This window comes from Pseudoalteromonas sp. HM-SA03 (genome assembly GCF_002289345.1).
GTDB lineage: Bacteria > Pseudomonadota > Gammaproteobacteria > Enterobacterales > Alteromonadaceae > Pseudoalteromonas.
On record NZ_NSDG01000097.1, the window covers coordinates 1 to 19,878 of the forward strand.

General features: G+C 42.5%; 7 protein-coding genes and 1 pseudogene. 5 read left to right on the forward strand and 3 right to left on the reverse strand.

What is annotated here, in order from left to right; all coding sequences use genetic code 11:
• The coding region (locus CKO50_RS18670; protein ID WP_141240166.1) for a PAS-domain containing protein at positions 1-2,487 on the forward strand (2,487 nt) is incomplete at its 5' end.
• 76 nt (positions 2,488-2,563) lie between these two features.
• On the opposite strand, the gene CKO50_RS18675 is transcribed toward CKO50_RS18670, so the two are convergent.
• Positions 2,564-5,485, reverse strand: coding sequence for a hypothetical protein (locus tag CKO50_RS18675; protein WP_095729382.1), 2,922 nt, complete (start codon positions 5,483-5,485; stop codon positions 2,564-2,566).
• Between the two features lie 221 nt (positions 5,486-5,706).
• Between CKO50_RS18675 and CKO50_RS18680 the strand changes: the two genes are divergently transcribed.
• The 3 genes from CKO50_RS18680 (at position 5,707) to CKO50_RS24875 (ending at position 9,467) form a co-directional block, all read left to right on the forward strand.
• A complete protein-coding gene (locus CKO50_RS18680) occupies positions 5,707-6,255 on the forward strand; it encodes an ECF-type sigma factor (protein WP_095729383.1) in 549 nt (182 codons plus the stop codon).
• A gap of 18 nt (positions 6,256-6,273) precedes the next feature.
• Entirely contained in the window at positions 6,274-7,092 is an 819-nt protein-coding gene (locus CKO50_RS24870) for a serine/threonine-protein kinase (RefSeq protein ID WP_255230428.1), read from the forward strand.
• 380 nt (positions 7,093-7,472) lie between these two features.
• Positions 7,473-9,467 (forward strand): hypothetical protein, encoded by a 1,995-nt coding sequence (locus CKO50_RS24875; protein WP_255230429.1) that lies wholly within the window; start codon positions 7,473-7,475, stop codon positions 9,465-9,467.
• A gap of 577 nt (positions 9,468-10,044) precedes the next feature.
• Here CKO50_RS24875 and CKO50_RS18690 read toward each other — a convergent pair.
• Together CKO50_RS18690 and CKO50_RS24880 are read right to left on the reverse strand one after the other, a co-directional pair.
• Entirely contained in the window at positions 10,045-10,566 is a 522-nt protein-coding gene (locus CKO50_RS18690; RefSeq protein WP_095729384.1) for a DUF1566 domain-containing protein, read from the reverse strand.
• Positions 10,567-10,781: 215 nt separating this feature from the next.
• A pseudogene (locus CKO50_RS24880) lies at positions 10,782-18,287 on the reverse strand (DUF1566 domain-containing protein).
• 256 nt (positions 18,288-18,543) lie between these two features.
• On the opposite strand from CKO50_RS24880, the gene purU reads away from it, so the two are divergent.
• Positions 18,544-19,374, forward strand: coding sequence for a formyltetrahydrofolate deformylase (gene purU, locus CKO50_RS18705; protein ID WP_095729385.1), 831 nt, complete (start codon positions 18,544-18,546; stop codon positions 19,372-19,374).
• The last annotated feature ends 504 nt before the right edge of the window (positions 19,375-19,878 follow it).

The window sequence follows — 19,878 nt, forward strand, 5'->3', positions numbered from 1 at the left end:
CATCCGATCCTCGCTACATTTGTATTTATCGGCGGTTTATCAGCGGCAACGGCCATGATAGTCGTTGCGACTCTCACACTTAGCACCATGTTATCGAACGATGTAGTATTGCCTTTGTTGTTCAAGCGTAAATTTAAAAAAAACATTCTAAACAGCAGTTTTAAGAGTCAAATACTCTTAGTTCGACGCTTTGTTATCGCCGCAATCTTATTGCTTTCATATATGTACCAGCAATGGTTTGGTCATGGTGAAGCACTCGCAAATATGGGGTTAGTTGCCTTCTCATTGGTGACTCAGCTATTGCCTGCAATTGTCGGTGGACTTTATTGGCGCAAAGGCCATGCGTATGGCGTATATGCGGGGCTCATCGCTGGTTTTATCTGCTGGATGCTATTTCTTATGTTTCCAATTCTGGAAGCAGGAGGATTACTTGATTATGAAATGCGCCAGACCCTTATCACCCGAGGAACTTTACTTGCACTGCTCGCCAACATTAGTTGCTATATTAGCTTTTCTATCGGTGCACAGGAGCGCCTAATCGACCGTATTCAGGCCGCGGCATTCGTAAACCCTAAAGATCAGGCTGCTCTCTCTAAACGCTTGAATAAACAAGTTCGCGCTACCGTGTATGACTTTAAAGTGCTGCTACAAACCTTCTTGGGCGTTCAGCGCAGTCAGCAATTGCTCGGGCACTATGCTCAAAATAATATTTTAGAAGATAATGACACATACCCAGCCCCTGAATTTATCTCATTCTGCGAGCGCGCACTCACGGGGGTGCTCGGTGCTTCATCTGCCCAAGCTCTGATCCGTACCGTGTCATCGGGTCGCCAAATGGCATTTGAAGAGGTGGTTAACTTTTTTGATGAAACCACACAAGCACTACAGTTCAACCAAAACCTACTTTATACCTCATTAGAAAATCTAAGCCATGGGATTTCGGTTGTTGATAAAGATCTAAAACTAGTTGCATGGAACAAGCGTTATCACGAGATGTTCGCCTACCCTGATGGTTTCTTAGAAGTAGGACAACCGATAGAAGAAGTGATCCGCTTTAACGCCGAGCGCGGTGAATGCGGACCTGGAGAAATTGATAAACACGTCGATAAACGAGTCCAACATCTTAAAAATGGCACTCCTCACCACTTTATTCGCCACCGTCGTAATGGCCAAGTATTTGAGATGACGGGAAACCCGCTTCCTGAAGGCGGGTTTGTGACGAGTTTTTCAGATATCACCACGCATATTGCGACGCAAAATGCACTGGAAGAAATCAATATGGATCTCGAGAACCGTATTGAAGCCAGAACCCAAGAGATCCGCACCATTAATATGGATCTTAAAGCGGAAATAGCCAATCGTCACGAAACAGAGCAGGCACTAATGGCCGCTAAAAAAGAAGCAGAACAAGCAAATGAGAGTAAAACCCGCTTCTTAGCGCTTGCCAGTCATGATATTTTGCAGCCACTCAATGCCGCACGCCTATACTTAGCAGCGATTGATACCCACAATCTAATAAGTAAAGATCAGGGTAACTTTGAAAAACTCACCGATAGCCTAGACTCCACCGTGCACCTGATGAGCGCGCTTTTGGATATTGCAAAACTTGAGCAAGGTGCAATGAAGCCCACTCCTAGGCACTTCAACATTGACGATATCTTATTACCACTGGCAAATGAGTATGCCATCATTTCAAAAGAGAAAGGTCTCGAACTTAAGGTAAGAAGCTCCCACAGCATTGTACACAGCGACACCACTTACCTACGCCGAATCATTCAAAATCTGGTTTCCAATGCCGTTAAATATACCGACAGTGGCAAAGTGCTTATCGCCTGTCGGCGCCGTAAACATAGTTTGAGGCTTGAAGTATGGGATACCGGTCCAGGTATTTCAAACCATGAACAAAATAAGATATTTAACGATTTTTATCGTATTCAAGCGGGCGATAATAAAGGTATTGGGCTTGGGCTCGGCGTTGTAAAACGTCTATGCGATCTCTTATCCATCACGATTTCAGTGAACTCGATTGTCAATCAAGGCAGCCGCTTTGCCATAGACATACCTTATGGCAATGAGGATTTACTCCAAGTAAAAGAAGATATAAGCCAAAAACCACAAAGCAAAACTCAACTTAATGTCATCGCGGTTGATGACGACCCGAAAAACCTAGAGGCCATGGCAAGCCTGCTAGATAAATGGCATTGCCACTATCAGCTGTTTTACAAAGTAGAAAACGCGCTAGCTTACGCAAAACACAATCCCGCACCTGATGTTATTTTAATGGATTACCAACTAAACGATAACTGTGATGGGATCTCTTTGATCAAATCACTACGCACCGTTTGGCAGGATACGGTTCCAGCTATTTTAATTACCGCCGTGAGGGATGAAGAAGTAAAAATCGCCGCTAAAAGTGAGCAAATCCATTACCTGTCTAAGCCAGTAAAGCCAGCAAAACTCAAGGCCCTGCTCAACCATGGACGGTGATGAAAAAAGCCTAAGTAAACTTAGGCTTTAGTCGCGGATATCAAAGCTTTACTATTATTGTAAAGTTAAGCAAGAACTAGTGTGATGCCAGTGCCTGTAATTGATTTGCAGCTTCTACGAAGTCGCTAACTTGTTCGGCTGTATAAAAGAAGTAATTAAAATCTCTTCCTTCACCGTCAACAGTGACCACTGTACTAAACTGGCTATTATGCTGTGCAATAAACAATTTATTACCGGAAATAATTACACTGCCATCTTCGTTTTGAGCGTAGTCCATCGTCGCTTGTACTTCGCTAAAGTCAGCATCGGCATATACTGTGATTGTTTCTTCATTTACAACAAAGTAAGTAATTACCCAATCACCTTCTTGGCTTCTATCAGCCATAAAAATAGCCCGGCCTTGTAAGTCTTTAAAAGAGGCTACAGGTTCCGTTTGTTTCACCGCCTTTGCATAGCTCTCGGCACTGCCTTTTTGGGTAAAATATGGACTTACATTACCATCAAACCCGCTTAGATAAGTGTTGTCCTGCTCTGCTAAAATAGCAAAATACAAACTACGTTCATCAACCTCTAAACGAACACGGTGATCTGCCTTAAGGTCGAAATCTCCGGTCATATTCTGAGTTCCTGAATAAGTAAACTCTCCACCTTGCTCTAAATAGAGTGAACTGATCACTTGGTTACTCCAGTTATCATGTTCGAGGGTATAGAGCTCTTTATCGATTAATGACTCAACATCAACCAAATTTGGAACATGATGATTAGGCGCAAACTGTGGTAGCACAGTGCCAATCAGTGACTCTGGTAAATACTGGCTTAACGGGCGGGCTGTATGAGCCGTTAAATCAAAGGCTCGATGGACAGACCAACCATCGACATAATTAACTTCTGCTTGAATAGCATATTTATGTGGTGTTTTACTCAAAATAGTAAAGGTACGTGAGTTTAATACTTGGCAGCCAGTAAATGTACAATTGGGATCCGGATAGCTATGAAGTGTAAGTTCACCATTTTCCAGCTCCCAACTACCATAACCTACATCAACCTCATCCTCTGTCAGAGAGCCGTCATAATTGGAGTCAAAAGTGTAAACCGAGTACGACTTACCATCATCATAGAGCTCATACCAAAACGAATCAAAATACCTCCCTGCATACCGTTTACTCCATACGCCTACGATTTCTTCTTTAACCCAGTTAGCTTCCGGTTCTAAATTATAGGCCGTTCCGACGGCAGTACTTGAATCGTTTGACTGTTGTACTTTACCGTAAACCATATACTTACCGGCCTGTGGTGTTAGCAGCTGATATTCAAAGTTAAAGTCTAAAGTCGGTACATCTATTACGACTTTTTGATTTACACCTTGTCCCGAATACTGCCAATTGAAGGAAGCTGTTTCACCTTTCGATAAATGAAGCGTGCCACTATTGCTAGTATCAAACGTGAATAAAGCAGAACTAAACCCTGAATCTTCAGTTAAACTATTGTAGCTGAGTAACGGTAAGCTAACCGTTTGGCCAACGGTAATATCCATCTTTTGATGGTTATTATTACTATACGCTGCACTTTCTGCGATATAGAAAACATTACGATTTTCCCCTCCTCCGTTTGGATACTCTTTATTCATGCTGATTAACATTTCAGCACTCAGCGCTTTGTGCTCAAGCTCTCTTAAACTAATCGCAATGCTATTCGCCCACTCGACAACAGTCACCTCAGTCTCATTACCTTGCTCATCCAATTCAAAATAGCTATAACTCGACTCCAGCATACGCTCATTTTGCGGGGTAATCGCTATGGAGCCTTCTTTAAATAGCCAATTTATCGAATCATTTAAACCGCCAACCTGAATCGTTCCGGTACCATCAGGGTTAAAGGTTACTTTCGTACCTCCCCCTCCTTGCTGGTACAAGCCATGTGGTAAATACAATGTTTCAGGGGTAGATGAGATCACGCTTAACTGCTCGGTTTCAAACAATTTTGCTTTAGCGTCAGCGTACTCTGGAGCGCCTATTTTTTCCTCCAAGTATTGACTAAACACCTCTGTATCTTTTAACCAATCCAGAGAACTTTGTGGTGTTGGAGGTGGTACCGTATCACTGTCGCTCGCAAGTCCACTGACTGGAGGAGGGGTCACAGTCAAATTTTGCTCATCTAGATATAATTGATAAACAATTGCGCTATTCATCCTATGCCCATGATCTATACTGACCAAGCTTTGTTGCAGCTGCTCCAAAGTTTTGATGGTATCGCCATTATGTGCTTCCAATGAAGCTGCGGTAGCACTGCTAAACGGTGATAATTGTAATTGTATAAGTTCATCATCAGACAGTTTGTTGTCATCACCTGCTTGAGATTGTAAAGAGGCAAAGCTTAAGGTGTAGGACTGCAGCTCGATCGCACCTTTGTCATCGACCCCTTGAGCATATAGAGAAACAATAGCGGAGGTTGGTGCGTCATCATCTTGTTTCAACGATACGCTAAACTCACCATCTTCATCAATTTGCGCAACACTGTTGTTTTCATCGTACTGAGCACTGACAGACCCCCCCGCCAAGTCAACGCCTATTACCCTACCCTCTAATGTAACTTGGTCGAACAGCTGATTAATGTTTACGGTTACATCTGTAGTAGCCGTTTGCTCACTCGCATCGGTCACCGTCAAGCGTAATTTTGCCACTTCATTGTCTGTTGTAGCAGGAGCGGTAACATCAAGCTTATTACTATTCGCCCCCTCTAAGGCCAAATCAGGGCCGCTGATTTGTTCCCAAACAAAAGTCACCTCACCTTCATCTTTAACATCTGCTGTAATTGTTGCTGTCGCCTTTTCATCGACTGTAACATCCGAAATGTTTGCTATCACTGGCACCTTATCAGTATCAGTGGTTTTATCTCCTGAATTATCATTATTTGGAATGTCTGAAGATGAATCATCAGAGCCACAACCCGCCAATAGCAAACTCAAGGCAATACAACTCAACGTAAATTTATTTTTCATGGATATCCCTCCTCGGTCCTTTAAAGTAACGCAACACGGTTCTTTACGTGTTTTCATTGCGATGCAGTTACACCTAAGTGATAGCTTCACTGTAGAACAGCCTGACAAAAGTCGTCCTAACGAAAAAACAATGAGATTTTCTCACCCAGTTAGAAATTAATTACATTTGATACCTATTTGTTGCTAGGATAATTAAAGTAATAACAAGATAGGGAATGCGTATGGATATCATTGCACTACTGGCCGACTGGCAAAGAGGCTGCAAAGAAAGTGAAAAAAAGCTTAAAGCTTTAGTTTATAACCACTTAAAAACCGTGTGTAGTTTGCACCTTGAAGCACATAAGAAACAAGTGGACGCGACATTCATCCTGAGCCATTTACCTAATACTACCTGTCTTTTGCACCAATCCTTAATGGAATTGATCCCTCCAAGCTATGGCATTGAGCATAAGACACACTTTAATCGCTACTTAAGCCTTTTTGTACGTAATATGCTACGAGATGAAATTCGCAAATTAAAAGCACAAAAGAGAACACCACCTACTTATTGGATTGAAGAAGCTACAGAGGCACCTCCTGATCAATATCTAGCACTAGATAGTGCCCTTTCACTACTTGCGAAACAACACCCAACAAAAGCAGATATTTTTTCACAGCATTATTTTTTGGGCCTCGAGCCTGAGCAATTGGCTCAACAACTTAATATTTCAACAGCGACTGTTTATAGAGAGCTCAAAGCCGCAAAAGCCTTTATCAGGGTAAATGCGTAAAATAATAAAGGAAGCTCTATGACTTTTAATGATGCGCTCAGCGTATTTGATCACTTACTTGACAATTATTCTCAAAACCTGACCACGGGTTTAAATAGCATAGTCGAATTGTCACCACAACTGAGAGATGAAGTAACGGCATTAATTGCAGCACATGAACAAAATGTGCAACAAACTCTGTTTAGCAATATCATTGCGGCTCAAGTAGATACTTTAGATACAGATAAAGATTTGCTTTCACTCACTGGTGAACAGATCCAACACTTTAAACTCAAAACGCTACTGGGCTCGGGCGGTATGGGGGTGGTGTATCTTGCTGAGCGCTGCGACGGCCAACTAGAACAACAAGTCGCTATTAAAATTATTGCGCCATCAATCACTTTATTAACCTCAAAAGAACTCGCGTTTAAAGAAGCGCAATATTTGGCCCGCTTAAACCACCCCAATATTGCTAAAGTGTACGACGTTGGCACAACAGAAAGTGGCTTAATTTACCTAATCATGGAATATATAGAGGGCGAACCTTTACAGCAGTTTTGTGCCACGCGAACTGATGACGACATACTCAAGCTGCTGATTAAAATATGTGATGCAGTAAGCTACTCTCACCAAAACCGAATTATTCATGGTGATTTAAAGCCCGAGAATGTGCTTGTCGATAAACTCGGCGAGCCAAAATTAGTAGACTTTGGCGTAGCTCATACGCTAAGCGAGCAAAGTAACGCGACCTATTCAGCGTATATCAATGGACTAAGCAGAGACTACGCCAGCCCCGAGCAACTTACCGGAGAGCCATTAACCACGCAAAGTGATGTGTATAGTCTTGGCAANTATTAAAGCTAATACAGGCGTCGAATAAAGAACTACTAGCTATCTTCAACAGAGCTGCCGAAACAGATCGCAACAAGCGCTTTATATCTGCGGCAGAACTTGCAACGAATATCAAAAACTATCAAGAACATAGAGCCATACTCTGGTACAAAAACAACGTATTCTACTTACTAAATAAAAAGTTCCAACGTGCCCCGGTTACCGTTACGCTCTCAGCGTTAGCTATCGCACTATTAACGGTTGTCAGCACACTGCTATTTATTAGCCAACAAGCTAAGCTTGCACATGCAGAAGAACAGCAAGGACTGCTTAATTTTTATCAAAATTTATTAGCCTCTTTTGCACCAGAAGTACCGCAGGGAGAGCATTTTACCACTGCAGATTTGTTGGCTTATGGCAGCCAACAAGCCGATGCAGACAAGCTAGATGGCAAAAGTAAAATACAAGTCAAATATACCCTCGCACGAAGCCTTTATGCCCATGGCTATTACGAGCGGGTGCTCAACGTCTTATCCAACCAAGTACAGACAGATGCTATAAACGAGCTAACAGCGCTCAGTTTATACCAGCTGCAAAGGCTTAGTGACTTGCAAAAACAGATAAACGCTCTACCAGCAGGACAACGAAAGGAGCAACTGAATTGGTTGTTAGTTGAGCCCACCAGCAAGTCGCAGCAGACTAAGCTTATTGATTTTTTAGTGGCAGAGCCGCTCAATGAGTTACGCCTAGTGATTCTAAAGCGCGCTATAGAGAATCAATGGGTTAACTCGGCACAAGTCGGTAATTTACTTGAAGAGCTTAAACCAAAAGCCCAATCAATGCGGCATCAACTTTGGTTAAGTCTATTTTCCATCGATATAAAAGCAAACCTTGGTGACAATACGCTAATACAACAATTAAATGAATTAATTAAGCTAGCAGAACAAACCTACCACCCCTTGCATGGTGAACTTGCGGCTCTGCATTTACTTGCTGCCAAAAGCTATGCACAGTTAGGAAACTTAGCAAATCAAGAACGCTCTATGAATCAGGCAACTTATATATTAGAACAGCTCGCCCCGCTTCATAATGGCCTTCACTTTCGAGCGCTATTAGATCAATATCGTTATTACCTTGCAGCAAATGATATTTATCCGGCACGAACTTTTTTATCGCGAGCTTATGCAATTTGCAGTTTAAACAAGCCTAGCTGTAACTCAGCCTTGTACGACTTGATATTACTACGAGCTGAGTTGGGTGAAACCCAATTACTACAAGAAGATGCCAAGCTGTGGCTTGAAAATAATCCAATCCAAAACCAGCGCTATTTTGATATCTGGCTAGCACTGAATAACAGCCATAGAACAGTGCTAAAGAATAGCTTGAGTTTGTCCCTTGATTCACTAAAAATAATGACCCCTCAGCAAATAACTGATTGGGTAACTTTACTTATTAGACATCAACATAGGGAAGCGCTAGTACCTGAAATAACAGGTTATTTACTTCAATATGCCAACCAAAACCCACTGCTTGCTCATAATTTACTGGCATTCAACCGTGTTATACCTAACGAGCTTATTGAGCAAGATAAACCTAACTTGGTACTCACCGCCAAAAAGCTGGATGCCAGTAAAGAGCAATTCACATTACCAGACGCTGATATACAGATCACACCGAGTCAATATGTCCAATCTATTCACCTTCCCAAAAGGGATACAGTCATGACCATTGGCACCGATTACGAAATTACTTGGGAGGCATCAAAATTACCGGGTAACACGCTCAATCTCTTTATTAATCATGACACGCACCGACCAGACAATAGTTATAAGCAGTTCTCGGGAATAAAATCTGTCCGTTGGAAACATGCCGCCAGCAATATTGCCAATAATGGAAAGTTCACTATAGATCCTTACGACTTTATGGCTAATGGCGCGAATAAATATAAAGTACTTTTGGTTTCTGAACTAGGTTATTGGAGTTTATCCGACGGATTGTTCTCGATTGCTTCCGGTGTTGCTAAAGACAACGGGTTAGAGCACTTTTTTAACCCTGACCTATTAGTGGAAGCCATTACTTACCCCAACGCTTTTGACATATATACCGTAGGAAAAACCAGTGAGATAACTTGGGATCCCAACACATTACAAGGGAAATACCTCCACTTTTATGTACTCCACGACAGCACCAAAGGGTTGGGCAGTGGCACCGATGTGAACATTGATGCCGTTTATAATAAACGCTGGTACCTGTTCTCTACTCATATTGCTAATACTGGCCGCTATGAGCTTGATCCTGCGCTTTTTAACGGCAGAGGCAATAACTATAAATTGCTGATCATTAGCGATCTAGGCTACTGGTGTGTATCTCAAGGACGGTTTTCGGTATTGTTTCATGGGTGAAAGCCAAATGTAATCCAGCCCTCCCGCTGCTATTCGCTACCACTTGTGAGTAGCAGCGCATTTACCTCTCAGTATTAGCCTAGTTAATCAACAAAACCACGCTTTGCAGCGAATCCATGATTCTCATGAAAGATATTTTGCAATCGTGCCTGTTCGCTATCGCTTAGTGGGACTGTTGCCGTTATTTAGTGGCGCACCACTTTATCTTTATCGGTGCAGTTATAGGGGTAACTATAATGGTTTGCACCATGCTTATATGGCGAATAACTCACTGCATAAGCTGATAAAACAAGCATTAACATGCAATAGAATATCACAACCATAAATATCGCTCCGGTAAAGGTAGGCCACTATGCCCATTACAATACAAACTGTGGACGTAACCCTTCACCAATCACGCTGAACGACTTAATAAACCAAATCACAGAGCCGTGCAGGGATGCCCCCTTGCAACGATAAAATGGATGTTACTGACCGACGCTGGCTCTAACCACATGACTCATAGCTAATTTCTCTTAATCCAAAAGCCAATTACTGAGCCGTGCAGGGACGCACCATTGTCGCGATAACATGGATGTTATTGAGCGACGCCGGCTCTAACCAATCGAACGTGTACGCCGTGGCCCTTAGCGTAGTTGCCGTCGCCGCCATAACCGAAATAGACGTACCACGCGTTGCCATAGTAGCTGGCATAGGGCGAGCTCGACCAATAACCGCTACTAGGAGTGTTAGGAAATACAGTTTGATTTATTGCTGGGTCATAACACGCGGTTTCTACAATTGAGTTGAGCTCTTTAATATTAGGCAAATACCAGTCGCTAAAACCCGCATAATTGCTTTCATCAGCACTAGCCAAAGCCTGTGCCCAAGTGTAAGTAGATGCACTGCCTGTGCAAGTGCTGCCATCCCAGGTTTGCCCTAAGCTGCAGCGCATCCACACAAGCCCGCTTTGGTTGTCGGTTACCGTGCCGTTATCGTTAAGGGTAAAGCGGTTAGTTGGGGTTGAAGGGGTTATATTATCCTTGCATTCCCCGTAAGCTACATTAAAAGCTCCCCCAAACACCAGTAGTGTAAGTAAAAATGTTGTTGATGTTTTCATAGGTTATTTCCTCATTATTTTATATTGCAGCATTAATCCAATACGTCCGTAGCCGCGGTTTTATAGCGCTTATCACCCCAACGCAACACAGCGCGATATAAAATCGCGCCTACGGTGGCAGGGATGCACCATTGCCGCGATAACATGGATGTTATTGAGCGGCGCCGGCTCCAGCTACATAGCTTATAGCTCATTTCACTTAATCCAAAAGCCAATTACTGTCCGGCTCTAACCAATCGAACGTGCCCGCCGTAGTACTTATTGTTGAGGCTGCCGCTGCCATTACTGAAATAGACGTACCACGCGACGTTACTGTAGTAGGCATCGGGCGAGCTCGACCAATACCAACCACTTAGTGTTTGAGGAAAGTAGCTGGTATCTATTGTGGGACCCGTAGTGCTGTAATCTACAATTTAGCGCAGCTCTTCTTTGTTAGGCATTCGCCAATCACTAGAGCCACATAAACCTTGGGCATTTACCCGTTCAACAAAGGCATGGGTGTTGCAAAATGTGTCTGCATTATCGGTGTTGTAGCCATAACACATATCACCACCGTCATTTTGATATCCGGGGTGTCCACCGTTAGTGTTGTTATCAGGGTTATACCAGTTATAGCTGTCGTCTTTATCGTGCAGACCACCGTCGTTAGTTTTCACTTCCCAAATAAGACCAGTGTGGTTATCCCTTACACAAGACCATTCAGAAGCGGATTCAGGCAAGTCATTACCATTGGCATCGAGCTTGGTAAAGTCAAAGCCACCTTTGCCACCACCCACTTTTTGCAACTGCTCTTTTGCAGCGAGCGCATCACGGCCATACTCGGCATCTTGGCCTTCATAGCCTGAAACTGGGCAATCTCGGTTGTTCGTGCGGCCGTTAGCACACCAAGTAATGCCGGTGTCGTTGAGTTTGCCTGTGGCCGCTGATGGTGGAGCGGTAGTATGATATTTTAAGTCACTGATGTGCGTAACCGTGGCTAGGTAATCAAGCGTTTGCTGGGTAAACGAGTTGCCGCGAAGATCTGCACTAGTAAGTGCCTGATTAGCATCTAAGTTTATTGAGGTAAGTTGGTTATTGCTTAAATTTAACTCGGTTAGACCCGTAAGTTGCTCCAAGCCTGCTGCATCTTGAATATTTAAACTGGTACAGTTGAGAACAGTTATTTGTTCTGCAGCCAAATATCCCCTCCTTTCAATTTCATCATTCACACACTGCTCAAGATTTAAATCCGTAAACTTTAACTCTTCTATTGGAGTTCGAATAGGTGGCATTGCCCTTATCGCAGCTACAGTTAAGTGTTCCGATCCTAACTTTTCTCCCACTTGGATATCATATCTACGGGAATAAAGTTGTCCTTGCCACTCACCATTTTCGACATAAATCAAAAAGTCTTCATCCCATTTCCATCGATATGTTTCAATCGCTTCAGGGTTCTGAACACTATTTACACGAACTTCGGTGTCAGAGATAATACGAAATACTAAGTCCTCTGTAGCTCCAATAGTTTCAAATGCAAAGCCCACTATGTCACTAGAATGAACTTTAGTGGAATACCTTTCCATTTTCTTGTCTACTTTGACAACTGAAAAGTTTGTTGCGACACCATCTTCATATAAAGGAATATCAGTCCCTTCAATAATATTTCCACCGTTAATGCGAATCTCCAGCCTATTTTGCACAGCAAAAAGGCTATCTTCAATAATTTCCCAATGGCCTAGATTAGAATCAGATGAAGCTATCGTAATTTCTCCAGTCTCATCATCTTTAACTTCTTCGTGATAGTTCCAGTGCGCTATTGCGCCATCAGAAAAATACAAAAGAATTGTCGTTGTTAGCCCCTCATCACCTTTACCTCTTAAGACTGCAACACCTTTTTCCGCCTCATGAATATTAATACTCTTTAGGTCACTCGCATTAGGTTCAATAACGACTTCAATACTGTCCTTATGGCTCAAGCCTTGACTATCGGTAACTGTCAGTTCAAATTTCAATGTTGTAGTTTTAAATACATCGGGGGCAATAAAGGTTGGCATTGTGATATTATTACCGCTTAAAGAAACTACGTGCTCAGTCGAGTCAACTTGCTCCCAATAATATGCAAGTGGTCTTTGTGCCTTATCATCCTCAGCATCACTGCTACTTGTTGCATCTAAAGTGACATTGTTACCAGCTAGAGCCACTTGATCATTACCAGCATCAGCAATCGGTGGAGTATTAATCTGTGTAGGTGTAAGAGTTACTTTTAAGGAGTTACTTACCCCCAAAAATTCGGCAGACAGGGTTATTACCTGTGTTTGATCTGAAGCTTGCGTAATAAGTAAGCCTGAATGCTCTAGTCGTACCCTTTCATACTCCTCACTAAGCTGCCATAAACCTTGCACTTGCTCGGTACTGTTATCACTATAGCTGGCTTGCGCTATAAATTGCGCGCTTTCACCATGTTCTAAGCTCTGCTTTCCAAGGATTTTAATGGCTTTTATTTGATTCCTCACCGGCGATGGAGCTGTGCCGGCCTGATATTCTTCGATATTTACGATACCATCACCATCGGGATCTTGTTGAGCATCATCTAATAGTGGATCTAAGCCATATTTAGCTTCCCAACCATCGGGCATACCATCGCCGTCGCTGTCTTGACTGCTATTAGAGCCATTACAAGTGCTTGGCTTTGTACCTAACTGATATTCCTCCAAATTACTTAAGCCATCACCATCCGTGTCATCATTGGGACCATATCCAGTATTCGTTGACGCTAGGCAATAACTGCTTTCCCAATACGCTGGCATACCGTCAGCATCGGAATCGCTATAGTCCAATTCGATAGCTTCATAATTGCGACCTAAGCGCCCGAATGTAGACTCATGTCCGACAAAATAAAGCGTGTAAACATTACCCACCTTGCCACTGAAAGAAACCGTGTATGGATCACTACCAACATCAAGCTCAGGCTTACCAGCTACATCATCGGTTTTTGATAGTGTAAATACCTGCCAAGGCTGATAGTTGGGCTTGAATTGATTAAGTTTACTGCTAATAAAAACGTTTCGCCCTGGTGTAACATTGGCAGCAATATCTAGCGTGCCACCTCGTATAGATTGAATAGCACTTGTTGCTGGTAGCTCGATGGTAGGCACACTGAATAAAGTGGCGTTTCGCTGTTGTTCAGCATTATCAGGAGCTGGATACTCCCAAATCGTTACCCTTTCTTTGTCTTTAGGGTATCTAAAAAGCTCTTTTTCCCAAACACTTAAATCAGCCCACCCCGTCAATGCGATGTGATAAGCAGCAGTGGCATCATGAAGGCGATAATTGTAAAAGTCTTCTTGGGTACGCTCGCCTACTTGTAGAACGCCTTCAATACCAAGGCTGGCGTTTAAAGAAGGCTCTAATGCCAGTCCTAATGTTGCCACCTCATAGAAGGTTGTACTCAATTTTGGAATGAGTTTAACCGTAAAACTCGCGTTTGCAGCAATATCCACTTCAAATTCTAGAGATGATTCTTCACCATCCTTTTTAATTTTTTGCCACTGACCTTGTTCATACACTAAACCCATCTCAAAGTATTTATCGTAATCGTAGTCTTTTTCAAACTCGATGCTCGCATCAGCATTGAAGGTGGCTTCTGCATCGATTACAAAGTCAATTTTCTGAACAACGGGGATCCCCCCAACAACATAAGCCTTATAGTATGTTTTACTGTATAAAGATGCGGCATCGAACTTGGTTTGACCACTGTCGTCCTTGACATCCATATCGCCAGTTTTAAACGACTTACTGAAGCTATGATGCATTTTTGCAAACGTATCTAGTTCAAAGTTTAGTTGCCCACCTAAAATTAACCTCGCGTGATCGACTTTGGCCCCCTTAAGATCCACGCCAATATCAAGTTTTGGAGTAAAATCCATCTTGTACTCGAACCCAAGCTCAGCATTCTTTGAAGAGTAAAGCTCAACCTTTCGTGATGCTAAATCAAGGGACATATCTTTTTGCAAGAAAAGTTTAACGGTTAAAATAAGACTTCCTTTTTGGTGTTTATCTAGTAACCCTTCGTCATTTACATCCTCAGCAAAAACCTCTACTGCAAGTTCAAACGGGAGCACTTCGCCATGTTCTTCAAAGGCAGATTCAAATGCCTCTAGCTCAACCTCAGTGGGGGTCCACAATAATTTATCTGCTGCCTGAAAATCTTGCTCTTGAAAACCAGCCTTAAAACTAGGTAGCGGAAAGGGCTTATCGTCTAATGTGAACTCATTGACTCGGTAATCCGTAATTTTTATGCCATCCTCTCTATCGCTTTGCTTTTTGATTTCGGCGAAAAAGTCTAATTCGAGTGTTTCGCCAAGCTTGGCCAGGCGGTTCGTCGGTAATGTTGCTGTGATACCATCGTCTATCTCTTGGCTTACCTCTTGGATATAAATTGGCACTTCGGCTTCTATGGTCTTGTCACAGAAAAACTTACAATCTAACTCGCGCACTTTAACTTCAATATTAAGTTTGAAGGCTTCCCCCTCATTCACTCCATGCACTTCTTCCGGTTGCCAACCAAACTCGATAATGCGTTTAGTGCTTGTAACTTTAGTTACTGAAATCAGTGAACCGTAGTTTTCCTCTCTAGCCTCAACTTTATTGTTGTTTAGTGTTACTCCCACATTTTCAATCACATAGTCCTGTGGTTTAACTAAAGAGACATTGCCCGTCGCTGTAAAACGATCGCTATAAACACCGTTTAACTCATCCGGAAAACCGGATATAACTACACCATGTTCACTTACATTACTTTGAATACTTACGGCTTGAGAGAGTGGATTAGTTTTAAGCTGCTCAAACCAAGGCTGCTTTCTAGTAGCCTCTTTGAGCGACTGATTGATTGCTATCGCATCGCTCACTTCTTTTGACGACGACTTATGGATCGACTCTATTGCCACTAAACCCGCATCTCTCATTACCATGCGTCGCTCTAATTTATCTGCTTTAAGCTCAGAGGATATTTGGTAATTAGCTTGGCTAAACTGAGTCAGCTGTTGTTGAGTTAGCTTTTTAATACCAGTGGTAGCAGGTGACTTATACTCTACAGGCTCAAACAAAGTAAATTGACTAGCAAAACTGCCAGACTCTACCAGCTCTGATAAGCTCGCTCTTTCTGTACTGACAACCACTTCGTCTTTACTCTTTGTAACGCCTGTGACTTTTCGCAGGTAGAAATTTTCATTGCTCGAATCAACAGTTGAATGGTGAATGACATCACCTACTTGTAGATCCAATTCATTACTTGTGCTCTTAAAAGTAACGCTATCATCTTCGACCAATAGCGTTTCTAAACCAAGCTCCTCAGGTTTAGAGTGATTTACTGAAGTGTTTACTGCATCAGCAGCTGGCATAGTCACTTCTGATTGGTTGGAAATGATATTGTCGCCATTTAGTTCTGTCATAACACGCAAGTAATACTTTGTATTCGACGCCAAACCGCTCAAATCGACTTTTAATGCGCCTTCTACCACTTGCCAAGGCTGCAAGCTATTCACATCCACAATGGGCGACTCAGAGACAAAAATTTGATATGACATATTAGTCAACTCAAGTGTACTCACACCACTATCAGTTACCAACCATACAACCTCCAATTCGCGGGTAGATATTGAGTTAAGAGACACAATGCTCAATTGAGGATTAAGCTCTGGTTTTTCCTTAAACTGTACATATAAATTACAACTAGAGGAAACGCTCGATACTGTGTAACGACTACCACTCAATACCCCATCACAACCCTGAACACTATATATGAAGTAACCGTCATCAGGGGAAATAACAAACTCTACACCTTGGCCAGAAACAACCACCTTTTGATTAGGTGTAACAGTCCCGCCGTAACTGGAGCTTGCATTTATTGTATATTCAACTGTTGGCTCAGCACTGTTTTTAAATTTTGCTTCTACTGCACAGTTGGAAGCTACTTCTCCTGTACTATAAATACTGCCATTTAATACCCCGTTACACCCTGTTACTTCACTGATTTCATAGCCTTCATCGGGCGTGAGTGTAAAGCTGGCAATATCGCCATAAGTTACCGTTTGCGTACTGGGGGAAATACTCCCGCCTGCGCTTGCTGTTGCGGTAACAGTAAGCAAGCCTTGGGTAAAACTCGCACTGATTTGGCAAATTGAGGTAATACGACTAGTCGTGTAAACATTACCAACAAGTGTTCCGTTACACCCAGATACTTCAGCGATGCTAAATCCAACATCTGGTGCTACAGTAAAGCGGGTAGTATCACCATAATTAATAATTTGTGTACTGGGTGAAATACCACCGCCTTCACCAGCACTCGCATCCACAGTAAAAGTTTGTTGACTAAAGCTAGCCTTGATTTGGCAAGCAGACGTTATCACGCCTGTGGTGTAGGTGTTGTCAGTAAGCGTGCCGTTGCATCCTGTTACTCCACTTATCTCATAGCCTTCATTTACCACAAGAGTAAAAGTGGCGCTATCGCCATAGCTTACCGTTTGTGTGCTGGGTGAAATACCACCGCCCTCACCTGCACTAGCATCTACGTTGAAAGTGTGCGGACTAAAGCTAGCGCTGACTTGGCAAGCAGAAGTAACCATACCGGTAGTGTATGTGTTGCCCGTCAGAGTACCACTACATCCTGTAACATCACTTATCCCAAAGCCCTCATCAGGCGAAAGCGTGAAAATCGTTGAGTCGCCATAGCTAACAGTTTGTGTGTTAGGTGAAATACTACCACCTTCATAAGCAATGCCTTGTACTGTTATTTTTTGTAATTCTGCTATACCCCCGGGATCTTTAATTATCCCATTGGCAACTCCATCACTATCACCATAACCACCATCTTGGAGATGTAAAACAATACTACGCTTATCAGCAGCAAGCTGGGCGAATTCAGTAGGCATAAAATACCACGTTTCCCCATCGCTCTTAATGTAACGAGATTGCTCTGAAACTGCACTTGGGTAAGTTAGTTCAACTAAGACATCTGCACCCGGAGTTGTTGCAATATCTATCGCAAGTAACTGGAATGGCAGTACAATATCGTTACTCATCGCTGGCAAGTTTGGTTCATCTTTTGAGATAATTCCTTGGCTGCTTGTAGCAATAACTCCAGCATTATCTAGAACCTTAACTTGAAGTTGCTGACCGCTTTTTTCATCAGTAAACGTTCGTTTTGGTGTTAAGGTTTTGAGTGATATTTCGCAACTTTCTACAAGTTTAGCTACTTGATAATACTCTCCGACTAATTGACCTTGACAACCAGTTATACTCTCTACTTTATGACTAGCATCCAATATCAGTTGAGCAGAAAGACTATCACCGTAAAAGTAGTCAGATTTATCCAGCGACAAACTTGCACCTTCTGGAAAATTTGTTTTTATAGATAACTTTAAAGGCTTGAATGAAACGTCAATACTGCAACTGTCATTCACATTATTGACATGATAATTAAGCTTCTCCTTGTCCAAAAGACCGTGACATCCCGTAGCATCTGCAAGGTAATACCCTTCGTCAGGCCGCAGCTCAAAGGTGGCAGAGGAACCCGCTTCTATATTTAGACTCTCAGGAACTATCGACCCAGCCCCAGTATAAGTTGTGACCACTTTATAACTTGTTTTAGCGTTTTGTTCGTTTTTTTCTGGGCTAGAGTCATTACACGCAGATAAGAAACCACAAAGTAGCAATATATAGGGGCGGAATGTAAAAGTTCTCATCTAATATCCCTGAGGTAGTAAAAGCAACAAAAGTTGCGAACGAATTAATGATTAGTCATCACAGTAATACCAACCTTAAAAAGGTTGAACACGTATTTTGAAGTGAACTTTCTCAACACTTAGTGCTTTTTTAAGACGTGACATTTCAGTTGTCGTGGTCAAATAAAATTGACCAAAGTTTTTTGTTGTTAAGCATTTATCTCACTGCCAATTCACAGTATTCTGAAAGTTCGCTTAGACGAATTGGAATGAGGAAATGAGCTACATACTAACGACAGAGTGCAAAGATGACATAGGACTGATCGCGAAGATCACGAGCCTTTGTCATGAGCACGACCTAAACATCACACGTAATAACGAATTTGTAGATAAAGAAGGACAGCGCTTCTTTATGCGTACAGAGATTACAGGCACACCCAGTGATAACTTTCTGACACAACTTCGTCAGTCACTACCAACTGGCGCCAAATTAAACCTATACGGACAAGAACGAACAAAAGTGGTGCTGCTTGCGACGAAGGAAGCGCACTGCTTAGGCGGCGTGTTGCTTAAACACTATGAACAAGCATTCAATATTGAAGTACAAGCAGTTATCGCAAACTATGATACGTTGGAACCCCTTGTTAAAGGCTTTGGTATTCCTTTTCATCTGGTATCACATGAAGGGTTGAGTAGAGCTGAACACGACAGTGCAATGGCCGACTTAATCGCACAATATGATCCTGATATTGTTGGCTTGGCAAAGTATATGCGGATCTTAACACCGGAATTTGTCTCACGCTTTGACGGGAAAATTATTAATATCCACCACTCATTCTTGCCAGCCTTTATCGGTGCAAAACCCTACCATCAGGCATTTGAACGTGGCGTGAAAATTATTGGTGCTACTGCTCACTTTGTTAATGATGAATTAGATGAAGGGCCTATTATTGCCCAAAATGTCACGCAAGTTAGTCATGCTCAAAATGCCGAGGAGATGGCAAAAATCGGTAGAGACATTGAAAAAACAGTATTTTGTAACGCGTTACAATTAGCCTGCGAGCATAAGCTTTTCATTAACGGCAATAAAACCGTCGTCTTTTCATAATCAAATTCAGAAACGCAGTTTAGCAACTCAGGAAATGAACGCATGGATGCGTGCACTCCCACAATGCTGTGTATTCGGTGGTAGGAGCGAGTTTACCTCGCGAGATTTTCTATACCCCAAACAACAAAAAACCCATCGCATTGCTACAACGGGTTTTGATGTACATGGTTTTTTGCCGGAACTTCATTACAACCCATTGGCGGGTAAACCGCCTCTTAGCATGTTGCACTGTGCTGATACTGTGGTGGGAGCGAGTTTACCTCGCGAGATTTTCTATACCCCAAACAGAAAAAACCCGTCGCATTGCTGCAACGGGTTTTGATGTACATGGGTGTTCCACATTATTTTTGAGCCGGAACTTCATTACAACCCATCGGCGGGTGAACCACCTCCTACCATGTTGCACTGTGCCTATACTGTGGTAGGAGCGAGTTTATACCATTTTGAATAATTAACTGGTCAGATTTATCCAGTCCCTAAAGCACAATGATTTCACCCTGTCAG

What these genes read in the sequence shown, in the direction of transcription:
- CKO50_RS18680 (WP_095729383.1), top strand. Translation starts at nt 5,707, where the DNA reads ATGGATATCATTGCACTACTGGCCGACTGGCAAAGAGGCTGCAAAGAA.
- CKO50_RS18690 (WP_095729384.1), bottom strand. Translation starts at nt 10,566, where the DNA reads ATGAAAACATCAACAACATTTTTACTTACACTACTGGTGTTTGGGGGA.
- purU (WP_095729385.1), top strand. Translation starts at nt 18,544, where the DNA reads ATGAGCTACATACTAACGACAGAGTGCAAAGATGACATAGGACTGATC.
- CKO50_RS18675 (WP_095729382.1), bottom strand. Translation starts at nt 5,485, where the DNA reads ATGAAAAATAAATTTACGTTGAGTTGTATTGCCTTGAGTTTGCTATTG.